The sequence below is a fragment of the Sphingomonas sp. RS6 genome, from assembly GCF_054489705.1.
The window spans coordinates 25,370-42,479 of sequence record NZ_JBTMWM010000006.1; the positions used below are offsets into that span (position 1 = coordinate 25,370).

Annotated in this window: 14 protein-coding genes and 1 pseudogene; 4 read left to right on the forward strand and 11 right to left on the reverse strand. The window is 65.4% G+C overall.

Annotated features, from left to right (window positions below):
- Position 1 precedes the first annotated feature (1 nt).
- A pseudogene (locus ACX40Y_RS12245) lies at positions 2–593 on the forward strand (IS30 family transposase).
- A gap of 444 nt (positions 594–1,037) precedes the next feature.
- Here ACX40Y_RS12245 and ACX40Y_RS12250 read toward each other — a convergent pair.
- From ACX40Y_RS12250 to ACX40Y_RS12260, 3 genes are all read right to left on the reverse strand, one after another.
- Positions 1,038–2,945 carry a BCCT family transporter gene (locus ACX40Y_RS12250; RefSeq protein WP_459119850.1) on the reverse strand — a complete coding sequence of 636 codons (1,908 nt, stop codon included), beginning with the start codon at positions 2,943–2,945 and terminating at the stop codon, positions 1,038–1,040.
- Between the two features lie 132 nt (positions 2,946–3,077).
- Positions 3,078–5,264, reverse strand: coding sequence for a TonB-dependent receptor (locus ACX40Y_RS12255; protein WP_459119851.1), 2,187 nt, complete (start codon positions 5,262–5,264; stop codon positions 3,078–3,080).
- A 102-nt stretch (positions 5,265–5,366) separates the two neighbouring features.
- The gene (locus ACX40Y_RS12260; RefSeq protein WP_459119852.1) at positions 5,367–6,416 is read right to left on the reverse strand and encodes an alpha/beta hydrolase; all 1,050 of its coding nucleotides are present in this window, start codon (positions 6,414–6,416) and stop codon (positions 5,367–5,369) included.
- A 113-nt stretch (positions 6,417–6,529) separates the two neighbouring features.
- On the opposite strand from ACX40Y_RS12260, the gene ACX40Y_RS12265 reads away from it, so the two are divergent.
- Positions 6,530–7,630, forward strand: coding sequence for an alpha/beta hydrolase (locus ACX40Y_RS12265; protein WP_459119853.1), 1,101 nt, complete (start codon positions 6,530–6,532; stop codon positions 7,628–7,630).
- On the opposite strand, the gene ACX40Y_RS12270 is transcribed toward ACX40Y_RS12265, so the two are convergent.
- Both ACX40Y_RS12270 and ACX40Y_RS12275 read right to left on the reverse strand, forming a co-directional pair.
- Positions 7,631–8,584: an alpha/beta hydrolase gene (locus ACX40Y_RS12270; RefSeq protein ID WP_459119854.1), complete on the reverse strand. Its 954-nt coding sequence runs from the start codon at positions 8,582–8,584 to the stop codon at positions 7,631–7,633. It lies immediately after the preceding gene.
- A gap of 2 nt (positions 8,585–8,586) precedes the next feature.
- Complete coding sequence (locus ACX40Y_RS12275; RefSeq protein WP_459119855.1) at positions 8,587–9,639, reverse strand: alpha/beta hydrolase; 1,053 nt, start codon at positions 9,637–9,639, stop codon at positions 8,587–8,589.
- 177 nt (positions 9,640–9,816) lie between these two features.
- On the opposite strand from ACX40Y_RS12275, the gene ACX40Y_RS12280 reads away from it, so the two are divergent.
- Complete coding sequence (locus ACX40Y_RS12280; RefSeq protein ID WP_459119856.1) at positions 9,817–10,821, forward strand: LacI family DNA-binding transcriptional regulator; 1,005 nt, start codon at positions 9,817–9,819, stop codon at positions 10,819–10,821.
- Positions 10,822–10,827: 6 nt separating this feature from the next.
- On the opposite strand, the gene ACX40Y_RS12285 is transcribed toward ACX40Y_RS12280, so the two are convergent.
- Complete coding sequence (locus tag ACX40Y_RS12285) at positions 10,828–11,991, reverse strand: glycoside hydrolase family 68 protein (RefSeq protein ID WP_459119857.1); 1,164 nt, start codon at positions 11,989–11,991, stop codon at positions 10,828–10,830.
- A gap of 113 nt (positions 11,992–12,104) precedes the next feature.
- On the opposite strand from ACX40Y_RS12285, the gene ACX40Y_RS12290 reads away from it, so the two are divergent.
- The gene (locus tag ACX40Y_RS12290; protein ID WP_459119858.1) at positions 12,105–13,037 is read left to right on the forward strand and encodes an alpha/beta hydrolase; all 933 of its coding nucleotides are present in this window, start codon (positions 12,105–12,107) and stop codon (positions 13,035–13,037) included.
- Between the two features lie 92 nt (positions 13,038–13,129).
- Here ACX40Y_RS12290 and ACX40Y_RS12295 read toward each other — a convergent pair whose 3' ends face one another.
- From ACX40Y_RS12295 to ACX40Y_RS12315, 5 genes are all read right to left on the reverse strand, one after another.
- Positions 13,130–13,597, reverse strand: coding sequence for a DUF4396 domain-containing protein (locus ACX40Y_RS12295; protein ID WP_459119859.1), 468 nt, complete (start codon positions 13,595–13,597; stop codon positions 13,130–13,132).
- Positions 13,588–13,827, reverse strand: coding sequence for a hypothetical protein (locus tag ACX40Y_RS12300; RefSeq protein ID WP_459119860.1), 240 nt, complete (start codon positions 13,825–13,827; stop codon positions 13,588–13,590). The genes ACX40Y_RS12295 and ACX40Y_RS12300 overlap by 10 nt, the downstream gene beginning before the upstream one ends.
- Before the next feature lie 161 nt (positions 13,828–13,988).
- The gene (locus ACX40Y_RS12305) at positions 13,989–14,621 is read right to left on the reverse strand and encodes a hypothetical protein (RefSeq protein ID WP_459119861.1); all 633 of its coding nucleotides are present in this window, start codon (positions 14,619–14,621) and stop codon (positions 13,989–13,991) included.
- Positions 14,622–14,673: 52 nt separating this feature from the next.
- The gene (locus ACX40Y_RS12310; RefSeq protein ID WP_459119862.1) at positions 14,674–15,285 is read right to left on the reverse strand and encodes a methyltransferase family protein; all 612 of its coding nucleotides are present in this window, start codon (positions 15,283–15,285) and stop codon (positions 14,674–14,676) included.
- Complete coding sequence (locus ACX40Y_RS12315; RefSeq protein WP_459119863.1) at positions 15,282–17,000, reverse strand: M1 family metallopeptidase; 1,719 nt, start codon at positions 16,998–17,000, stop codon at positions 15,282–15,284. The genes ACX40Y_RS12310 and ACX40Y_RS12315 overlap by 4 nt, the downstream gene beginning before the upstream one ends.
- Positions 17,001–17,110: the final 110 nt, after the last annotated feature.

The following is a 17,110-nucleotide window of genomic DNA, read 5'->3' on the forward strand; positions in this document are numbered from 1 at the left end:
GATGGCCCAGCACGCAACGCTCCGGGTCGACAGCGGACTGGAAATCTACTTCTGCGATCCGCAAAGCCCGTGGCAGCGTGGCTCCAATGAAAATACCAACGGCCTGCTCCGCCAGTACTTTCCGAAGGGCACCTATCTCAGCCGGCACTCGATGCAGGAACTCGACGCGGTTGCTCACGCCATGAACACGCGCCCGCGCAAGACGCTCGGATGGAGGACCCCCGCAGAAGTCCTCGACCAGTTCCTCGACCCTCAGTAGGAAGCTGGTGTTGCGACGACCGGTTGAATCCGCCCAATATCTTGCAATGAACTACACCCAGCGCCTCGCCGAAGCCGGGATCGAACCGTCCGTCGGCAGCGTCTGTGACAGCTACGACAACGCTTTGGCCGAAACCATCAACGGCCTTTTCAAGGCCGAGGTGATCCACAGGCGCGGGCCGTGGCGGTCCTTCGAAGCTGTCGAGTACGCCACGCTCGAATGGGTGGACTGGTTCAACCATCGTCGGCTGCTCGAGCCCATTGGCAACATCCCGCCGGCCGAAGCCGAAGAACAATATTATGCTGCCGCAAACTACATCGATATGGCAGCGTGACTCACAACCCAATGCCTCCGGCAGACCCGGTGCGGTTCACATCGTCCATCCGTCCCTCCGTCGAGCCGGGTCTGACACGCCATGCGCGCGGCGCCAACCTTTATCAGTCACGACCTAGCTTTGGTTCAGCACGTATTATCGCGAAGACGTCTTTTTGGGGTATTGTCGGGGGTATAGGACTCGAGTTTGCGATAGAACTCAAAGATAACAATAGAATAAAAGGGGTGATCTTCCAAGAAAGATCCTGCCCCCGCAACCAACATCACCAAACAAGCCCCGGCGCTACACGCTCCGGGGCTTGTTTGCGTTCAAACTCAACCCTCCAGCCGCTGCTTGATCGCCAGCAACTCGCCAGCAATCTGATCCCGCAGCTCCGCGCTCATCCGGATCGACGGCGCCGCAACGCCGATCGTCGCACAAGGTGTGGGGCGGACTAAGCGTCGCTCAGCGCGCCTTCCACCGTTCGAGTTCGCTGAGAACGTCGCTGGTGATCTGGCGAATGGAAAGGCCGGTCAAATCTCGAGGGCGCTCTGGCGAGTTCGTTTCCACGCTCAGCGACCAGCCCACGCTCCGGCGGCCTTCGGAAGCCTCCAGCGCCGTGAAGGCGGGGAGCGGCCGGGCCCGGGGCAGCAGGCGATAGATGAATGGACGGTTGCTCTGGCCGCCGACAATCAGCGCCACCTGTCCCTCCTCAATCTCAAGCATCAGGTCGGTCCAGCCTTGCGCCAGCATCGCTGCGTAGACTGCGCGCAACGCAGGTTCGCCGTTGCGATGAATCTGAGTGAGAATGTCGGCGCGCCGTGCGGGTAGCACCAGCCTTTTCAGCCGCTCGCTGATCGCCGGCGCCTCGTCGGGCAATGCGACACCCGCAAGATCGGCGTTAGTCTGCCGGATTAGCCCGAAGGCCAGAAGGAGCATGATGAAACAGAAGGGGAGCGCCGCAAGCAACGTCGCCGCCTGGAGTGCACCCAAGCCGCCGGCGACCAGCAAGAGTGTGGCGGTTGTACCGAGCAGAACACACCAGTACATCCGCTGCCACCGGGGTGCTTCTTCCTTGCCGCCGGAGGCCAGTGTATCGATCACCAGGGCCCCTGAATCCGCCGAGGTTACGAAGAACACGGCCACGAGCAGGATCGCGAGCGTTGAAGTGACGCCCGCTGCCGGCAGATATTCGAGAAACTTGAAAAGCGCCGTTGAGAGATTGGCCTGCACCGCCTGCGCGATCCCGCCGGACGCGGCACCCAGGTCGAGCGAAATGGCCGTATTTCCGAACACCGTCATCCAGAGAAAGGTAAAGGCGGTTGGCACGAACAGCACGCCGATAACGAACTCACGGATCGTTCGCCCGCGGGAGATACGCGCGATGAACATGCCGACAAAAGGCGACCAGGCTATCCACCACGCCCAATAAAACAACGTCCAGTCCGCCATCCAGGCGCGCGGCTCATAGGCGTAGAGCGTGAAGGTGCGCATCACGAAATGGTCGAGATAGAGTCCGAAATTCTGTACGAGCGCGCGCATCAGGAATAGTGTGGGCCCAAGCGCGAGCACGAACAGCATCAGTAGAACTGCGACCGTCAGGTTCAGTTCGGACAGCCGCCGTATTCCCCGGTCGGCACCGCTCAATACCGACAGGGTCGCCGCGCCCATCACGAGCATTATCACGACGATCTTTGTTGTCAGCGTATCGGGAAGCCCGTAGATATAGGCGAGGCCCGCGGTCATCTGCGACACGCCGAAGCCAAGCGAAGTGGCGACGCCAAACACCGTCCCGCACACCGCGAAAATGTCGATCGCGTCGCCAAGCGGCCCATTGATCCGCTTGCCGAGGATCGGCGCGAGCCCCGAACGGAGGGTGAGCGGCAGGTTCCTGCGGTAGGTGAAATAGGCGAGGCTAAGACCGACAAGGGCATAGATTGCCCATGCATGGACGCCATAGTGATGAAAGGTGATCGCCATCGCCTCGCGAGCGGCGTCAAGCGTTCCGCTCTTTGCCTCCGGCGGCGAGATGTAGTGCTGGATTGGTTCGGCGACCGCGAAATACATCAGTCCGATCCCCATGCCGGCAGCGAACAACATTGCCAGCCATGAAAGATACGGGAAGTCTGGCTCGGCATCATCCGGACCCAGCTTCAATTTGCCGGCTGGCCCAAAGCCCAGCACGACGACAACGATCAGAAAGACAGCCACCGCCGCGATGTAGAACCAACCGAACGTGTCGATGGTCCATGCCTGCGCCGCCTTGAACGCGAGATCCGCGCTGCCAGGCATAATGAGGGTGACGGCCAATAGTGTCGAAACGAGCACCGAGGCGCCAAAGAACACGCGGGGGTTTATTGCGCTTTTCAGCATATGTGAACGCCAAACGCGCGTCGGGCGAAATGGTAACAACCTGAAACGATTTTTCTGCGTTCCCGCGCGGCGATGCACAACCGCATTTGTGACAGCCACGGCGCGAGCTATTGTCGCGCCGTGAAGTGCTTATCACTGACTGTTCATGCGAAACGTCAGGCCCACCGTGCGCGGGCGAGGGCCGGCTAGCAGCGTCGGGCCGTTCGCTGCGGTCGGGCCACGCTCGTCCGAAAGATTGTCGCCGAACAGGCGAACTTCATAACGGTCGAAGCGGACGCCGATGCTCGCCTGGAACAACTGATAGGGATTGAGCGTGTCGACCGTGGCGTCGCCGTTGCGCGCACGCCCGACCGCGGTTGCCGATGCGGTGGCAAACCAGTCGAGATTGCCGACGCGGCGGTCATAGGTCGCATCAAGCCTAAAATTGTGCGGCGGCGTGTTGAGCAGGCGGGTGCCGTCGGCGATGCGCGGATCGCTGGCGGTATAAGCCGGGATTACGGCGGTGTAGGTGGAATCGTTGAGGTTCCCGATCAGTGACATCGTCAGCCCTTTGAGCGGGGTTCGCCAGGTCGTCTCGATGTCGATGCCCTGCGCCTTGCCGTCGCCCAGATTCGCGAAGGCCGACAGTCCGATCGAGGTGTTGAAAGCGCTCTGGATGTTCGTGTATTTGATGTCGTAGATGCTCACTGCGACGCGCAGCGCGCCATCGAACATCGATCCCTTCATGCCGAGTTCGAGGTTGCGTAGCTTGTCCGGCGTCAGCGACAACGCGCTGGGCACGCCATCGGCGATCACTGCGTCGGCTTGGGCCTTCGACTGGAGGATGCCGCTGCGGAAGCCGGTGCCGCTGTTGAAGAAGATCATCCAGTCCTTGCCCGGATAATAAGCGAGGTTCGCGCGCCAGGTGAGCGCGTCCGGTGTTGCCCGGCTGTAGACCTGTTCGCCGTTCGACAGCGAGTCCGACGAACGGGTGTCGCGGAAATAGCGCAGGCCGACCAGCGGCACGAGCTTGCCGCCGAACAGCTCGTAGCTCGCTTCCGAGAACAGCGCGGCATTTTCGGTGCGGGTGATCGTGTTGCCTTCGAGCGAAAGGCTGGGGAAATCGAGGTTGAAGGTGTAGAGGCCCTTCGCCTTCTGGTAGAACACGCCCGCGACGCCGTGGAACGGCCCCGATTTCGAGGTCGCCAGTCGCAGTTCGTTGACGAAGTTGTTGGCATCGCCGCCATTGGTCAGCGTCCCGATCCCGAGCGGCGCGCCAAGATTGAGGCCGACCGAGAAGCCGCCGGGCAGCGAACGCTGGAACGAGGTGGCGTTGGTAAGCGTGAAGTTGCCGATGTCGCGCGAAATGGTGCTCGACAGATAATAGGCGCGACGCTTGTCATAGCCGACGACATCGCCCTGATAGGAGGCATAGGGCGGATCGACCGAGTTGAGGACGTTCAGATAGTCCTGATCGGTGGAGAAATACCAGCCGCGCAGGCGCACGGTGGTCAGTGCATCCGGCTGCCAGAGCAGCACTGCCTGGATGTCCTTCGATCGGATTTCGTTGGCATCGCGCTCGCGCGGCATACCGGTGGGGGCGCCGCTATAGATGTCGGCGACGCCGGCGCGGCGATCGTAGCCGCCGCTGATCCGCAGGCCGACCGTGCCCGGCACCAGCGGCACCGAAACGGCGGCGGCGGCGCGATAGTTGAGCGCGCGCGCATCGGCAGAGCTCGACAATTCGACTTCGCCGGCGGTGGTGACGCGATCCAGATCGGGGTTCTTGGTGTGATAGATGATCGTGCCGCCCGACGAGCCGAGGCCATACAGCGTGCCCTGCGGGCCACGCAGCACTTCGACGCGATCGATATCGAAATACTGGACCGGCGGGGCTGCCTGATTGTTCGGCACCCCGAACGGAGTTTCGTCGAGATAATAGCCGATCAGCCCGTCGCCGATCGGGCCACCAGCGCCCGAGCCACGAAACGAGAAGATGCGATAGCCGGCGCCGATTTCCTGCGCCTGCGACGCGCCTGGGATCAACTGGATCAGATCGGCGCCGTCGCGAACATTGCGCTGCTTGAGCGTGTCGCCGGTAAACGCCTGGATCGCAAGCGGAACGCGATCGAGACGCGCGGCGCCAGATTTGAGGGCGGTGACGATGATTTCGCCGTCGTCCTCGGCTGTCTGACCAGCGGGGCGATCCGATGCGGCCTGCGCCTGGTCCTGCTGTGCCAGCGCAGGCGAGGTTGCCAGCGCGGCGACCGCCGAAGCGTAGAGCAGCGCCTTCCACTGGCGGCCACGGCCGGCCCGGGCACGATGTTGCGGAAGCGTCATATCCAATCCTCCCCTTTGACTCGCGATCTTGGTGATCGTGTAATCGATTGCGCAATCGGTATCATCGTCCTTGCACGTCCGCAACCGCTTTCGTCGGTGTGATCAGCGCGCTTGAAAGGCGGTTCGCAACGTCTGCTTCCATGCGGCGGTGAAGCCGATCGCCGCCCGGGACTGCGGCGCGAGGAAATCGAAGCCATGATAGGCGCCCGGCACGACCGTTAGATCGGTTCGCACCCCCGCATCGATCAGGCGCTGGGCATAGGCGATGTCTTCGCCGACGAACAAATCAATCGCCCCGACACCGATGAAGGTCGGGGGCAGTCCCGCCAGCGTCGCTGCACGCGCCGGCACCGCCCCGGCCGGCACCTGCACGCTGCCAGCGGGAACGCCGAGAAAGGCGGACCAGCCATAGCGGTTCGATGGCGCGTTCCAGCCGATCGTGCCGATGAACGGCGGCACCGGCCGTGTACTGCCGGTGCGATCATCGAGCATCGGATAGATCAGGATCTGGCAGCATAGCGCGATGTGCCCACGATCACGCGCGGCGAGCGCCACCATCGCGGCGAGCCCGCCACCTGCGCTCTCCCCCATGATCGCGATCCGCTGGCGATCGACACCGAGCCGATCGGCATTGGCGTGGAGCCAGACGAGGGCGGCGTAGCAGTCCTTCATGGGCCCGGGGAAACGCGTTTCGGGCGATAGCCGATAATCGGCCTCGACGACGACGCAGTCGAGCTCGGCTGCCAGTCGCTGTGAGGTGACATAGGTGTCCTGCGGACGCCCGACGATGAACCCGCCGCCATGAATGTGCAGGACGGCGGGACGCGGCGTTGCGCCGGGCCGCGCGCCGATCACGGCGACGCTGGACGCCGGCCGGTGCTCGCTCGCGGGCAGCGGATGAACGGCGATCGCCGGAGCGGCCAGAGGCGCAGCGGGCGGCGGCGCGCCTGCCCGCATCCGCAGCACCGCCGCATGATCGATTGGGTCGGGCAGGGGAAAGCCCATCACCTGCCGGGCGCCATCGCGAAGCTCGGGGTCAACGCGGTCGAGAATCGAAGCCTCGGCCGCATTCACGCTGGCGTTCTGGCCCGTCGCGCTGCCAGTGGTCGCGCCGAACGCGGCGGCGCCGAGTTGAAAGGTTCGTCTCGTCATCGGCATTGCGTGCCTCCTCCCCCGTATCGTGATGCAAGCGTAATCGATTGCATTCGCATTGTCGACGCAGCTGTAATCGATTACGCTACCTTAAAATGGTGAGGAGAGGGACAATGGCGCTCAAGCAACCGAGGGCGTGGCAGGGCATTTGCGCGGCGTTGATGACGGCGGCAGCGATCGTGCCGACGACCGGATCGGCGCAGACCGGAACTGCGGTTCGCGTCGAGCAGGACGGGACGGTGCATGTGCCGGCGATGACGGTGCCGGTTTCCCCGATGCTGAGCCCCGAGGCGCAGCGCTATGTCGCCGATCATCTGCTGGCGATGCAACAGCCGGCGCTGCTCAAGCAGGTGGCGGGTGTGCCCGTATTCCTGGCGCCTTATCTCGCTCGGCAGAAGCAGCTTTACGCCGTGGACAGGGCCGACACGCAGATCGGCGGCGTTCATGTGTATGACTATATGCCGAGACAGGGTATCGCCCCGGCCAACCGCAACCGCGTGCTCATCAACTTGCACGGCGGCGGGTTCATGGGGTGTTTTCCCGGCTGTGCCGAACTCGAATCCATCCCGATCGCGGCGCTGGGCCGGGTGCGGGTGGTGTCGATCGATTACCGGCAAGGCCCCGCGCACCGCTTCCCGGCAGCGAGCGAGGACGTTGCGAGCGTCTATCGTGAACTATTGAAACGCTATCCCGCCGCGAACATCGGCATTTACGGCTGCTCCGCGGGCGGCATACTCACCGGCCAGGCGGTGGCATGGTTTCAGCGGCACGACCTGCCCAGGCCGGGCGCCATCGGCATTTTCTGCGCTGGGCTCACCAGTTCGACGCGCGGTTTCGGGGGCGATGCGGATTACATGACCGCCGCGATCGGCGAGGCGCGGCCGGCGCCCGAATGGCCACGGGCCGAGCCGACGCAGGGATCCGGTCTGCCCTATTTCGCCGGCACCGATCCGGCCGACCCATTGACCTGGCCGGCGGAGTCGGATGCGGTGCTGCGCGATTTTCCGCCGACCCTGATCATCACGGGCACGCGCGGGTTCGAGTTCAGTTCAGCGGTCTATACGCACAGCCGGCTGGTGCGCCTGGGCGTAGACGCCGACCTGCATGTCTGGGAGGGGATGTTCCACGGCTTTTTCTACAATCCCGATGTGCCCGAATCCCGCGATGCCTATGACGTGATCCTGCGCTTTTTCGATCGTCAGCTGCACCGCTGATCAGAGATTGCGAAGCCAGCGATCGAACAATTCCATCCATTCGCCATCGGGCTGGCTCGGCGAGCCCAGGCCGAAGCCGTGCCCACCGCGCTGGAAGAAATGTGCTTCGGCCGCGACCGCGGCGGTGCGCAGTGCTGCGAGCATCCACAAGCTGTTTTCCGGTGGCACCGCCTTGTCGTCGAGCGCGTGGACGAGAAAGCAGGGCGGCGTATCGGCGTCGACGTGCAGATCGGGCGAGCGTCGCGCCAGCGCCGCTGCGCCCGGGTCGGGGCCGAGCAGCGCCGCGACCGAACCCGCATGGGTGAAGCGGGGATCGGTGGTGATGACGGGATAGATCAGCCCGGCGGCGTCGGGCCGCGTCGAAAGCCGGTCGGCAGCATCGCGCGGCGCATAGACGGTTTCGCGATAGCCGGTGGTCAGGCTGGCGGCGAGGTGGCCGCCCGCCGAATAGCCGAGCGCGACGACACGAGCCGACGCCTCGCGCACGCGGATCAAACGGATCGCGCGTTGGGCATCCTGAAGTGGCACGTCCTGACGGTGCGTCCAGCCTTCGCCGGGCAGGCGATAGATCAGGACGTAGCAAGTGTAGCCGCGCGCCGCGAGCGCCTCTGCCGTATCGGTGCCCTCATGCGTGCCGACGACGATGCTGTAGCCGCCGCCCGGGGTAAGCAATACTGCCGTGCCGTTGGGGCGGGCGGCAGGAAAGCGGTGCAGCGTCGGGCGCGCGACGTTGCGAAAGAAGCCCGGCGGCGCATCGGCAGGGAGCGGTTGCGGCTTGAAGCCGGTTTCGGGCATGGCATCGCCCCATAGGTCGATCACCTCGGCCTGGTGCCAGCTCGGCGGCAGCGGGCCGAGCGGATCGCGCGCGGTCTGCGCATGGGCCAGTGCCGGCGCGGCGGTGACGGCGGCGGCGGCCCCGAGCAGGGTGCGCCGGGTGAGGGATGCGTCGGCCATGCTCATGCCCCCTTTGCAAAGGCGGTGTGCAGCGCGGCCTTCCACGCTGCGGTGAACGCCTTTGATACCGCAGCATCGGGAACGACGAAATCAAAGGCGTGGAAGGCGCCGGGCGCGACATGGATGCCGGTCGGCACGCCCGCATCGATCAGCCGCCGGCCGAAGTTGAGATCCTCGTCGACGAACAGGTCGATCGCGCCGACGCCAATGAAGGTGGGTGGCAGGCCGGCGAGCGGTTCGACGCGTGCCGGGACGGCGCCGGCGGGGACGCTCGTTGCGCCGGCAGGCACGCCGAGAAAGGCCGACCAGCCGAACGCATTCGCCTCTGCCGACCAGCCGACAGGCGCGAGATGCGGCGCCGGCTTGCGTGTGCTGCCGGTGCGATCGTCGAGCATCGGATAGAGCAGGATCTGCTGGCAGGGCTGGATGCCGCCGCGATCCCGCACCGCCAGTGCGACCAGGGCGGCAAGTCCGCCGCCCGCGCTGCCGCCGAACAGTGCGACCCGGCGCGGATCGACGCCCAGCGTTTCGGCATTTGCGAACAGCCAGTCGAGTGCTGCGACATTGTCGTCAACCGGCCCTGGAAAGGGCGTTTCCGGTGCGAGGCGATAGTCGACATTGACGACGACGCAGTCGAACGCCGCCGCCAGCGTCTGGCAGAATGTGGTCATGTTGCGCGCGCGGCCAGAGATCATGCCGCCGCCATGGATGTGGAGGATCGCCGGGCAGGGTGCGGGGCGGCTGCGCACCCCGATCAGTTCCACCGGCACGGCGGGCGCGCCCTTCGCCCCCGGCGCCGAGCGGATTTCGACGGGAGGGCTTGCCAGTGGCGGCGGAGCGACCCAGCTCGCCCGCAGGGCCGGCAGACCGGCGCGGGTGAGCGGCGGAAATGTCTGCGCCAGCATCGCCTTGGCTGCCGGCCGCAATTCGGGGTCGACCACGGCAAGCGGATCGTCCGCGATTGCGGCGGCAAGCGCCCGTGCCGGTCCGCCGACCATCGCCGCCACCCCGGCTCCCAACAGCCAGCGATTGAGTTCGCGTCGATCCAGCTGCATTCTGTCCCCTCCCGGGCGCGCGGTTCGCGCCGTTTCCTTGCGATTGTGGAATCGATTGTGCATCGCTGCAAACGCTTTTTGCACCGATAGACGCGTGAAGCGGACCGCTGCTGCGGGGCTATCGGCGGTCGCCTGTGCGCGATACCATGCGGGGTGGAGGAGCACGAGCAGCGCGGCATGTCTACCATCAAGAATCTGAAGGAATTCGCACAACTCGCCGGTGTGTCGACCGCGACCATCTCGCGTGCGCTGTCCGGCACGGGGCGGGTGAGCGACGAGACGCGCGAGCGCATCGCGGCGCTCGCCGATCGGCTGGGCTATCAGCCCAACGCGACCGCGCGGAACCTACGCACCCAGCGGACGATGACGATCGGCGTGCTGGTACCGCTGGGGCATGAGGCCGCGCAGCATCTTTCCGACCCGTTTTTCAATACGATGACCGGCTTTCTTGCCGATGCGTTGAGCGATCATGGTTACGATCTGCTGCTTTCGCGCGTGCTGCCCAAAAGCGATCGCTGGCTCGATCGCTATATCGGTTCGGGCAAGGTCGACGGGATCATCGTGATCGGCCAGTCGACCGAGTTCGCGGTGATCGAGACGGTGTCGCGCCGCTATCTGCCGATGGTGGTGTGGGGCGGTCAGGTTCCGGGGCAGACGCACTGCTCGGTGGGTTCGGACAACCGCACCGGCGGCGCGTTGGCGGTGCGTCATCTGATCGAGCGGGGGTGCCGGCGGATCGCCTTTGCAGGGCCGGCACGGGGGCCGGAATTCGGCGAGCGGCTGGAGGGTGTGAAGCAGGAACTGCGCGACGCCAGGCTGGGCGAAACGCTGATCGAATTGCCATCGCATTTCGAGCCCGAAGCCGCGTTCGAGGACATCCGCGCGCAACTGAGCGGCATCGCCACGCTGCCCGATGGCATTGTCGCGGGGTCCGATGTGACTGCGATCGGCGTACTGCGCGCCCTCCAGGCGCTCGACATCGACGTGCCCGACCAGGTGAAGGTGATCGGCTATGACGGGCTGCCGGTGGGCGCGCATGTTTCGCCGCCGCTGACCACGATCGATCAGCAACTTCGCGCGGGCGCGGGGATGATGGTCGATCTGCTGCTGCGACGGCTGGCTGGCGAGCGCACCGAAAGCTGCATGATCGAGCCAAGGCTGATCGTCCGCGGCTCGACCTGAGGCGGATCAGGCGATCCGCGTGCGCGCGCCGTCGAGCACCAGCCGGAACCAGGGCGCGGGGTAGCCGCCGAAGCGGGCGCGGCGCATCGCCGTTTCCGTCACCTCGTCCATCGTCAGCACCGCTGGCAGATCGACGAAACTGGTGACGCGCAGATCATCCATAACCCACCAGCTATAGGCCTGGTAGGGCGCGTCGGGGGGATTTGCGGCGACCAGGCCGGTGCCGTTGAGCGGCTCGAACGGGCCGAGCGGGCTGGCAGCGACCATGCCGTAAAGGCCGGTCGGGCCGACCGGACCATCGGGCGCGAACACCTTCGCCTGGGTCGACCAGAACAGATAATATCGTCCGGCGATGTGCCGCATGTGCGGCCGTTCCAGTTCGTTGTTGACGCCATCTGCGGAGACCACCGGCGATAGAAGTCGCCAGTCGGCGAGGCCATCTTCACCCGTCACGGCGACGCCAATCACGCCGTTCCAGGGCGAATCGGAACCGGCCCTCGATCCGGTGAAGAACAGATAGTCGCGCCCGTCGGCCGGATCGCGGAAGAAGGCAGGATCGCGCAACGCCTTGATCGTGCCTGCGCCGCCGTCGCGCTGGTCGACGACCATATAGCGGATGCCATCGGCGACGAGGCTCTCGCGGTGGTCCCGCCAGTCCGATGCAATCGGCGCGTCGCCATCGAGTGAAAGGTGGAAGCGCAGCTGGAACAGCCGCTGCTCGAAGCTGACCGCCGGCTCGCCGCGACGCCCGGCGGCGGTGTAGAACAGCGTCACCGTCTCGCTCGCCGGATCGAACAGCGCCGAGCCCGACCATTCGCGGCTGCCGGCCGAAAGACCTTCGGGCAGCGCGGGGTCGTGGACGCGCCAGCCGCCGTCCAACTCGCTCACCAGCCGGATGCGGGCATGCGCGTGGCGCGCTTCAGGGTCTTCCTCCAGCGGCGCGGTGAGCGCGAGCCAGATCGCGGCGCCGCCGATCCTCGCCGGGGCACCATCGGCCTGCTCGACTGGCCACATGTCCCACAGGTCGAGCCCGTCGATCCGGCATTCGGGCGCCAGTGCGAAGGGCGGGATGCGTTGTTCGGCGGGAATGGCGTTGCGGCATAGCCCCGTGCCGGTCCATTGGCGGGTCTCGCAAGGCCCACCGGACTGGTTCAACAGCGATCCCGACATCCATCCTCCGACGAGTGCTTGAACAAACGATTACGCACGCTAAGCCGCGCTAACTTGTTTGGCGTCGCGCGGCAAGCGGTGACAGACTGGAAATGGCAAAGAGGGACCGAAGAATGGCCGCAGCGAATGGAGATGACGGGCTGGACATTCCGCCGTCGCGCGTGCCGATCGCGCCGCGCTGGACGGCGGCCGAGGCGATTGGCCTTTGGCCGGACACGCCACCCGGCGGCGGATTCGTGGCGCCCCGCCGAGACGCGGACCTGCCCGAAAGTTTTTACACCGGCATCGATCGGCCTCAGATCCACATCTTTCGTCCGGCGGTGCCGAACGGGATTGCGATCCTGGTGCTGCCGGGGGGCGGCTATCGGTTCGTGTCGGTGCAAAATGAAGGGCTCGACATCGCCGATGCGTTCTGCCCGCTCGGCTACACGGTGTTCGTGCTCCGCTATCGTTTGCCGGGCGAGGGCTGGCGCGAACGCGGCGAGGTGGCGTTGCAGGATGCGCAGCGTGCCATGCGCCTGATCCGTACGCGCGCAGCGGAAGAGGGATTGAATCCGGCGGCGGTTACGGTGCTCGGCTTCTCGGCGGGCGGCCATCTCGCAGCCTCGTTGCTTACCCGCGCCGGGGAGCCGCTTTATGCGCCGATCGACGCTGCCGATGCGCTGTCGCCGGTGCCGCTCGCCGGCGGGCTGCTCTATCCGGTGATCGCGATGGCCGGTGCGCAAGCGCATCCCGGCTCGCGTCTCGCCCTGCTGGGGGAGGCGCCTGGTGATTCGCTGGTCGCGCGACATTCGCCGGCGACACTGGTGCGAACCGATACCCCGCCTGCATTCGTCGCTCACGCGGTCGACGACGATACGGTGCCCTATGAGAACAGCCTGGCCTTCGCGCAGGCGATGGCGCGGGCGGGCCGGCCGTTCGAATTGCACCTTTTCGAAGAAGGCGGGCACGGGTTCGGCACCGGTCCTCGCAACGCCGGTGCGGGTACATGGCCGATCCAGTTCGATATCTGGTTGCAGCGAATATGGACGCGGCAGTGGGGGTGATCGACCGTCGCCCGCGCCGCATTTCGATGTTTCCGCTCACAGTCACCGATCGATGAGTTGACGGATTTCAGGGGCGCACGGCTGTCGTCGGATCACATGCGCTCCTTGAGCCCGGCGCGGATCAGCCGCCAGTTGACGGGATAGCTGGTCGCGAAGCCCGCAAGCATCGCCAGTTGCATGGCGAACCAGAATTCGGGCGTCGCGACGTCGGCGATGCCGCCATAGGCCGGTTTGAACCAGGCGAACTGGATCACCGCCATCAGCCCGTACATGCCGACCTGCCACGCGGTGATCGAGGCGATGTCGGCTTTCAGCGCGGCGATGATCCCTTGTCCGGGGGACAGATCGCGCGTCGGCTTGATCGTGAAATGTTGAAAACCGACGCCGATCAGGAAGGCGAGCAGAAAGTCGACGATCCATACGGCAAACAGCTTTTCGGCGAACAGGCTCTGCCAGCCGAACCAGATGGCGATCGCCGGCACCGCAAAGGCCGCCCATTCGGCAATGATGTCCCCCAGCGTGCAACCGGCGCCGCAATGGCTGGCGCCCTTCAGCACCATCGCCGGGTAGGGCGTTCGTCGTCGGTGCTGCGTCCCCATTTGTAACAGGCTGCCAGCCATAACACACCGCCGAACAGCGCGGTCAGCGGCCAGACCAGGCCCATGATCCACATCGTCGGCGGATGCCTCAGTTCGTCGGCGACGATGACGATCGCGCAGGCGAACCCGGTCGCAAGCGATATGATCGCGAGGACATGAAGCCAGTGCGGGACGGCGGTCATGGGCCGCATCGTCGATCCTCCTGGTGGCTGGGCGGCCGGCGCAGGATCGAACGCCCAGCGCGGGTTTCAGCCACGCTCCGCACGCGGCGGCCGCGCGGCATGAGACGCTTCATTTTCCAATGAAGAAGTGCTGGCCGGTTCCGCCCGGCGATCACCCGACTCCCGGGGGATCAGTTCGTGGAGGTTTCCACCCGCGGTGCAGTGGCTAGCGGCTGCGATGGTGCATCCAACGCATCGGGCCAGGAAAAGGCGTGCAGAAAGTCTGCGAACGCATCCTCGAAGTCCGCGCCCTCCTGCGCCCAGCTTGCCCGCGCGGCGACCAGCCAATTGCCGCCTGCCGGGCAGAACAGATAGCTTTCGGAATGGAGCGGGCGCTGCTTGCCCTCCAGTTCGCCGATGAACTGGAAGCTCGTATGATAGGCCGCATCGGGCGTCCGGCCGGAAGGCGACGTCCAGCGATCAACGGCGCCGCGCTGAACATCCGAATAGGATTGGTCGACGCCCCTCGACATGTCCTCGAAAGTGGCGGCGCAGTCCATGCCCTGCCGAACCGGATAGACATAGACGGTGAAGAACGCGACATCGTTCCGGCGCTTGATGAAATAGCCGGCGCTCGCATCGAGCCCCTCGGCGTCATAGGTGTGGACACGGGTGCGAACCGCCCCGCCGACCCGTTCCGGGAACACGAAGCCGGTCCCCGGATGCGTCCAGTCGCCTTCGACCTTCAGGTCGCCCTGGGCATGGGCAGCCGGGGCAGCCATAAACAGCGTAGCCAGCGAGATCAGGCTTGAAAGCCAATTCATCGCAACAGTTTGGCCGATCAGCGCCGCGCTGGCAACCCGTCGGGCGAAACGATCAGAGCAATCGGGGGACGAAGCGCTTCACGCGTGCGGCATATCCTTCATATTCCGCGCCGAATCGCTCTCGCAGCAACCGCTCTTCCTCGCGCACCCGCAGCCAGGTGCCGGCCCAGTAGAGCGGCACCGCCAGCACCAGCCCGCGCCAATGGCCGAAGGCGATGGCAACCGCGATCACAAGCAGGAACAGGCCGGTGTAGATCGGGTGGCGGAGCGTGGCGAAGGGTCCCCAGGTGACCAGGACATGATCGTGCCGCGTGCGCGCGACCACGCTCCATTGCTGCTGCATCGCGGCGGTGGCGGACAGGAACATCCCGATCGCCACGCCGCACAGGATTCCGATCGTCACCGCGATTCCCACCGCCGGCGCCGAGGCGGGCAGCAGGATCGGGCGAATCGGCCCGATCGCGACAGCAAGAAACGCCAGTGCCTGCACGATGACACCGGTCAGTGACGTCTGGCTGCGCGCGGCGTAGCGGCGGCTTGCCCCGCTCGCCCGGTATCGCCAGCGGGCGAACAGCACCGCGCCGGCAAAGAGGATCAGCCCCGCCGCCAGCGCCATCAGGCCGGGGACGCCGATCGGCACCGGGGCGACGATCGTTTCAATCATGGCTTGTTCCTGTTCTGGTAAGCATCAACACTGTCGGATTGCCGCAAAATGCGCGCCGCCGGATCGAGCACGACATGCGCCGCGGCGGGTATGTCGAGCGTGGCTGCGCCGCCGGTCATCTCGATCTTGCGCGCCACTCCGTCGACCGACACTTCAACGGGGAGCGGGAAGGGGCGATCATGGGGCGTCTTCCAGCGCAGCGTGAGCCGATCGCCCCGGCGTTCCGAGACGAGTTCCGGCAGTGCCGCTTCGTAGAGATAGACGTCGAAGAACCATTGCAGGTTCCGGCCGGTCACTTGGTTCACGATCGCAATGAACTCCGGCGTACTGGCGAATCGGGGCTTGAAATTGCCCGGTTTCGGATCGGGCCTGCCGTAGACGAGCCGGCGGGTCGCATCGAAGAACGCTTCATCGCCGATCAGGTTGCGCAGCGTATGCAGAACCCATGCGCCTTTGACATAGATGTCCAGCCCCGGGCCGCCCTTGGCGGGCTCGTACACCTCTTCCTCGGTGCGGATCTTGCCCGAGACGATCGGGGCTGCGTTGCGGATATCGAGGCGGAACGCGTCCATCATCGTCGCGTAGCGGGCCGAGCCCTCGCGCCATTCGCCGTAGAGCGGCTGCATATATTGGGTGAAGCCTTCGTGCAGCCAATAATCGTCCCAGTTGGCGGCGGTCAGCTGGTTGCCGAACCATTCATGGCCGAGCTCGTGCTGGAAAATCTCGTCGAAGCCGGACGGCGTCTTCTTGTAGTTGTTGCCATAGGCGTTGATCGTCTGGTGCTCCATGCCGAGATGCGGCGTTTCCACCACGCCCATTTTCTCGTCGCCCCAGGGATAGGGGCCGATCACCTGCTCGTAGAAATCGAGCGTCGGCGCGAATTCGGCGAACAGCGCCTTTGCCTTGGCCTCGCGGCCGGGAATGAACCAATAGTGCATCGAATAGGTGTTGCCATAGCGGCTATGATAGGGCGCCGAAAGTTCCGCATAGGGCGCGACGTCGAGCGCGACCGAATAGGGATTGGGGCTGCGCGCGCCCCAGTGCCACGTCGTTCGCCCATCCGCCAGGGTGTCGATTCCGATCAGCTTGCCGTTGGCCGGTGCCTTAAGACCTGCGGGAATGGTGATGTGCAGGTCGACGGCGTCCGGTTCGCCGCGCGGAAAATCGAGACAGGGCCAGAACAGGTCGCAGCCATAGCCTTCGGCGGTCGTCGCGACCCATGGTTTGCCGTCGCCAGGCGTTTTTGCCCAGACAAGGCCGTCGTCCCAGGGCGCGCGCACCGCGACATGCGGCGTGCCGCCATAGGTGATTTTCGCAACCACGCGATCGCCCGCCGCAATCGGCCGGGGGAGCGCGATTTCGAGACGGCCTTCGGGATTTTCCCATTGGCCGGGGGCAAGCGGCTTGCCGTCGATCTGGATGGTGCTGACCGGCAGGTTGCGATCGAGATCGATGAGCAGCGCACGCTGCGGCGCCGAGCTGCGCAGCGTCAGCGTGGCGACGCCGGCAAGGCGATGCGTGTCGGGAAACACCTCGATCGCCAGATCGACATGCTCGAGATGCAGGGCAGCCCGCGCCGCGCTGATCGGCCCGCCCGATTCCTGGGTCGTCGGCGTGATCGGCGGTTCGCCCCGCTTCTGCGCCCAGGCCGGCGCCGCGGCAATGGCGGCGGCCGAGCCGGCGATGAGCAGAATCGAACGGGCGTTTGAGATCATTCCTGGGTTCCCCTGATCGGCGAATCGCTGGGAGATTCGGCCTCGTCCAAGCATAGCTTCGCTGCGGCGCAACGCGAGCCGCGCGCGACCACGGTTCGACGCAAGCCGCC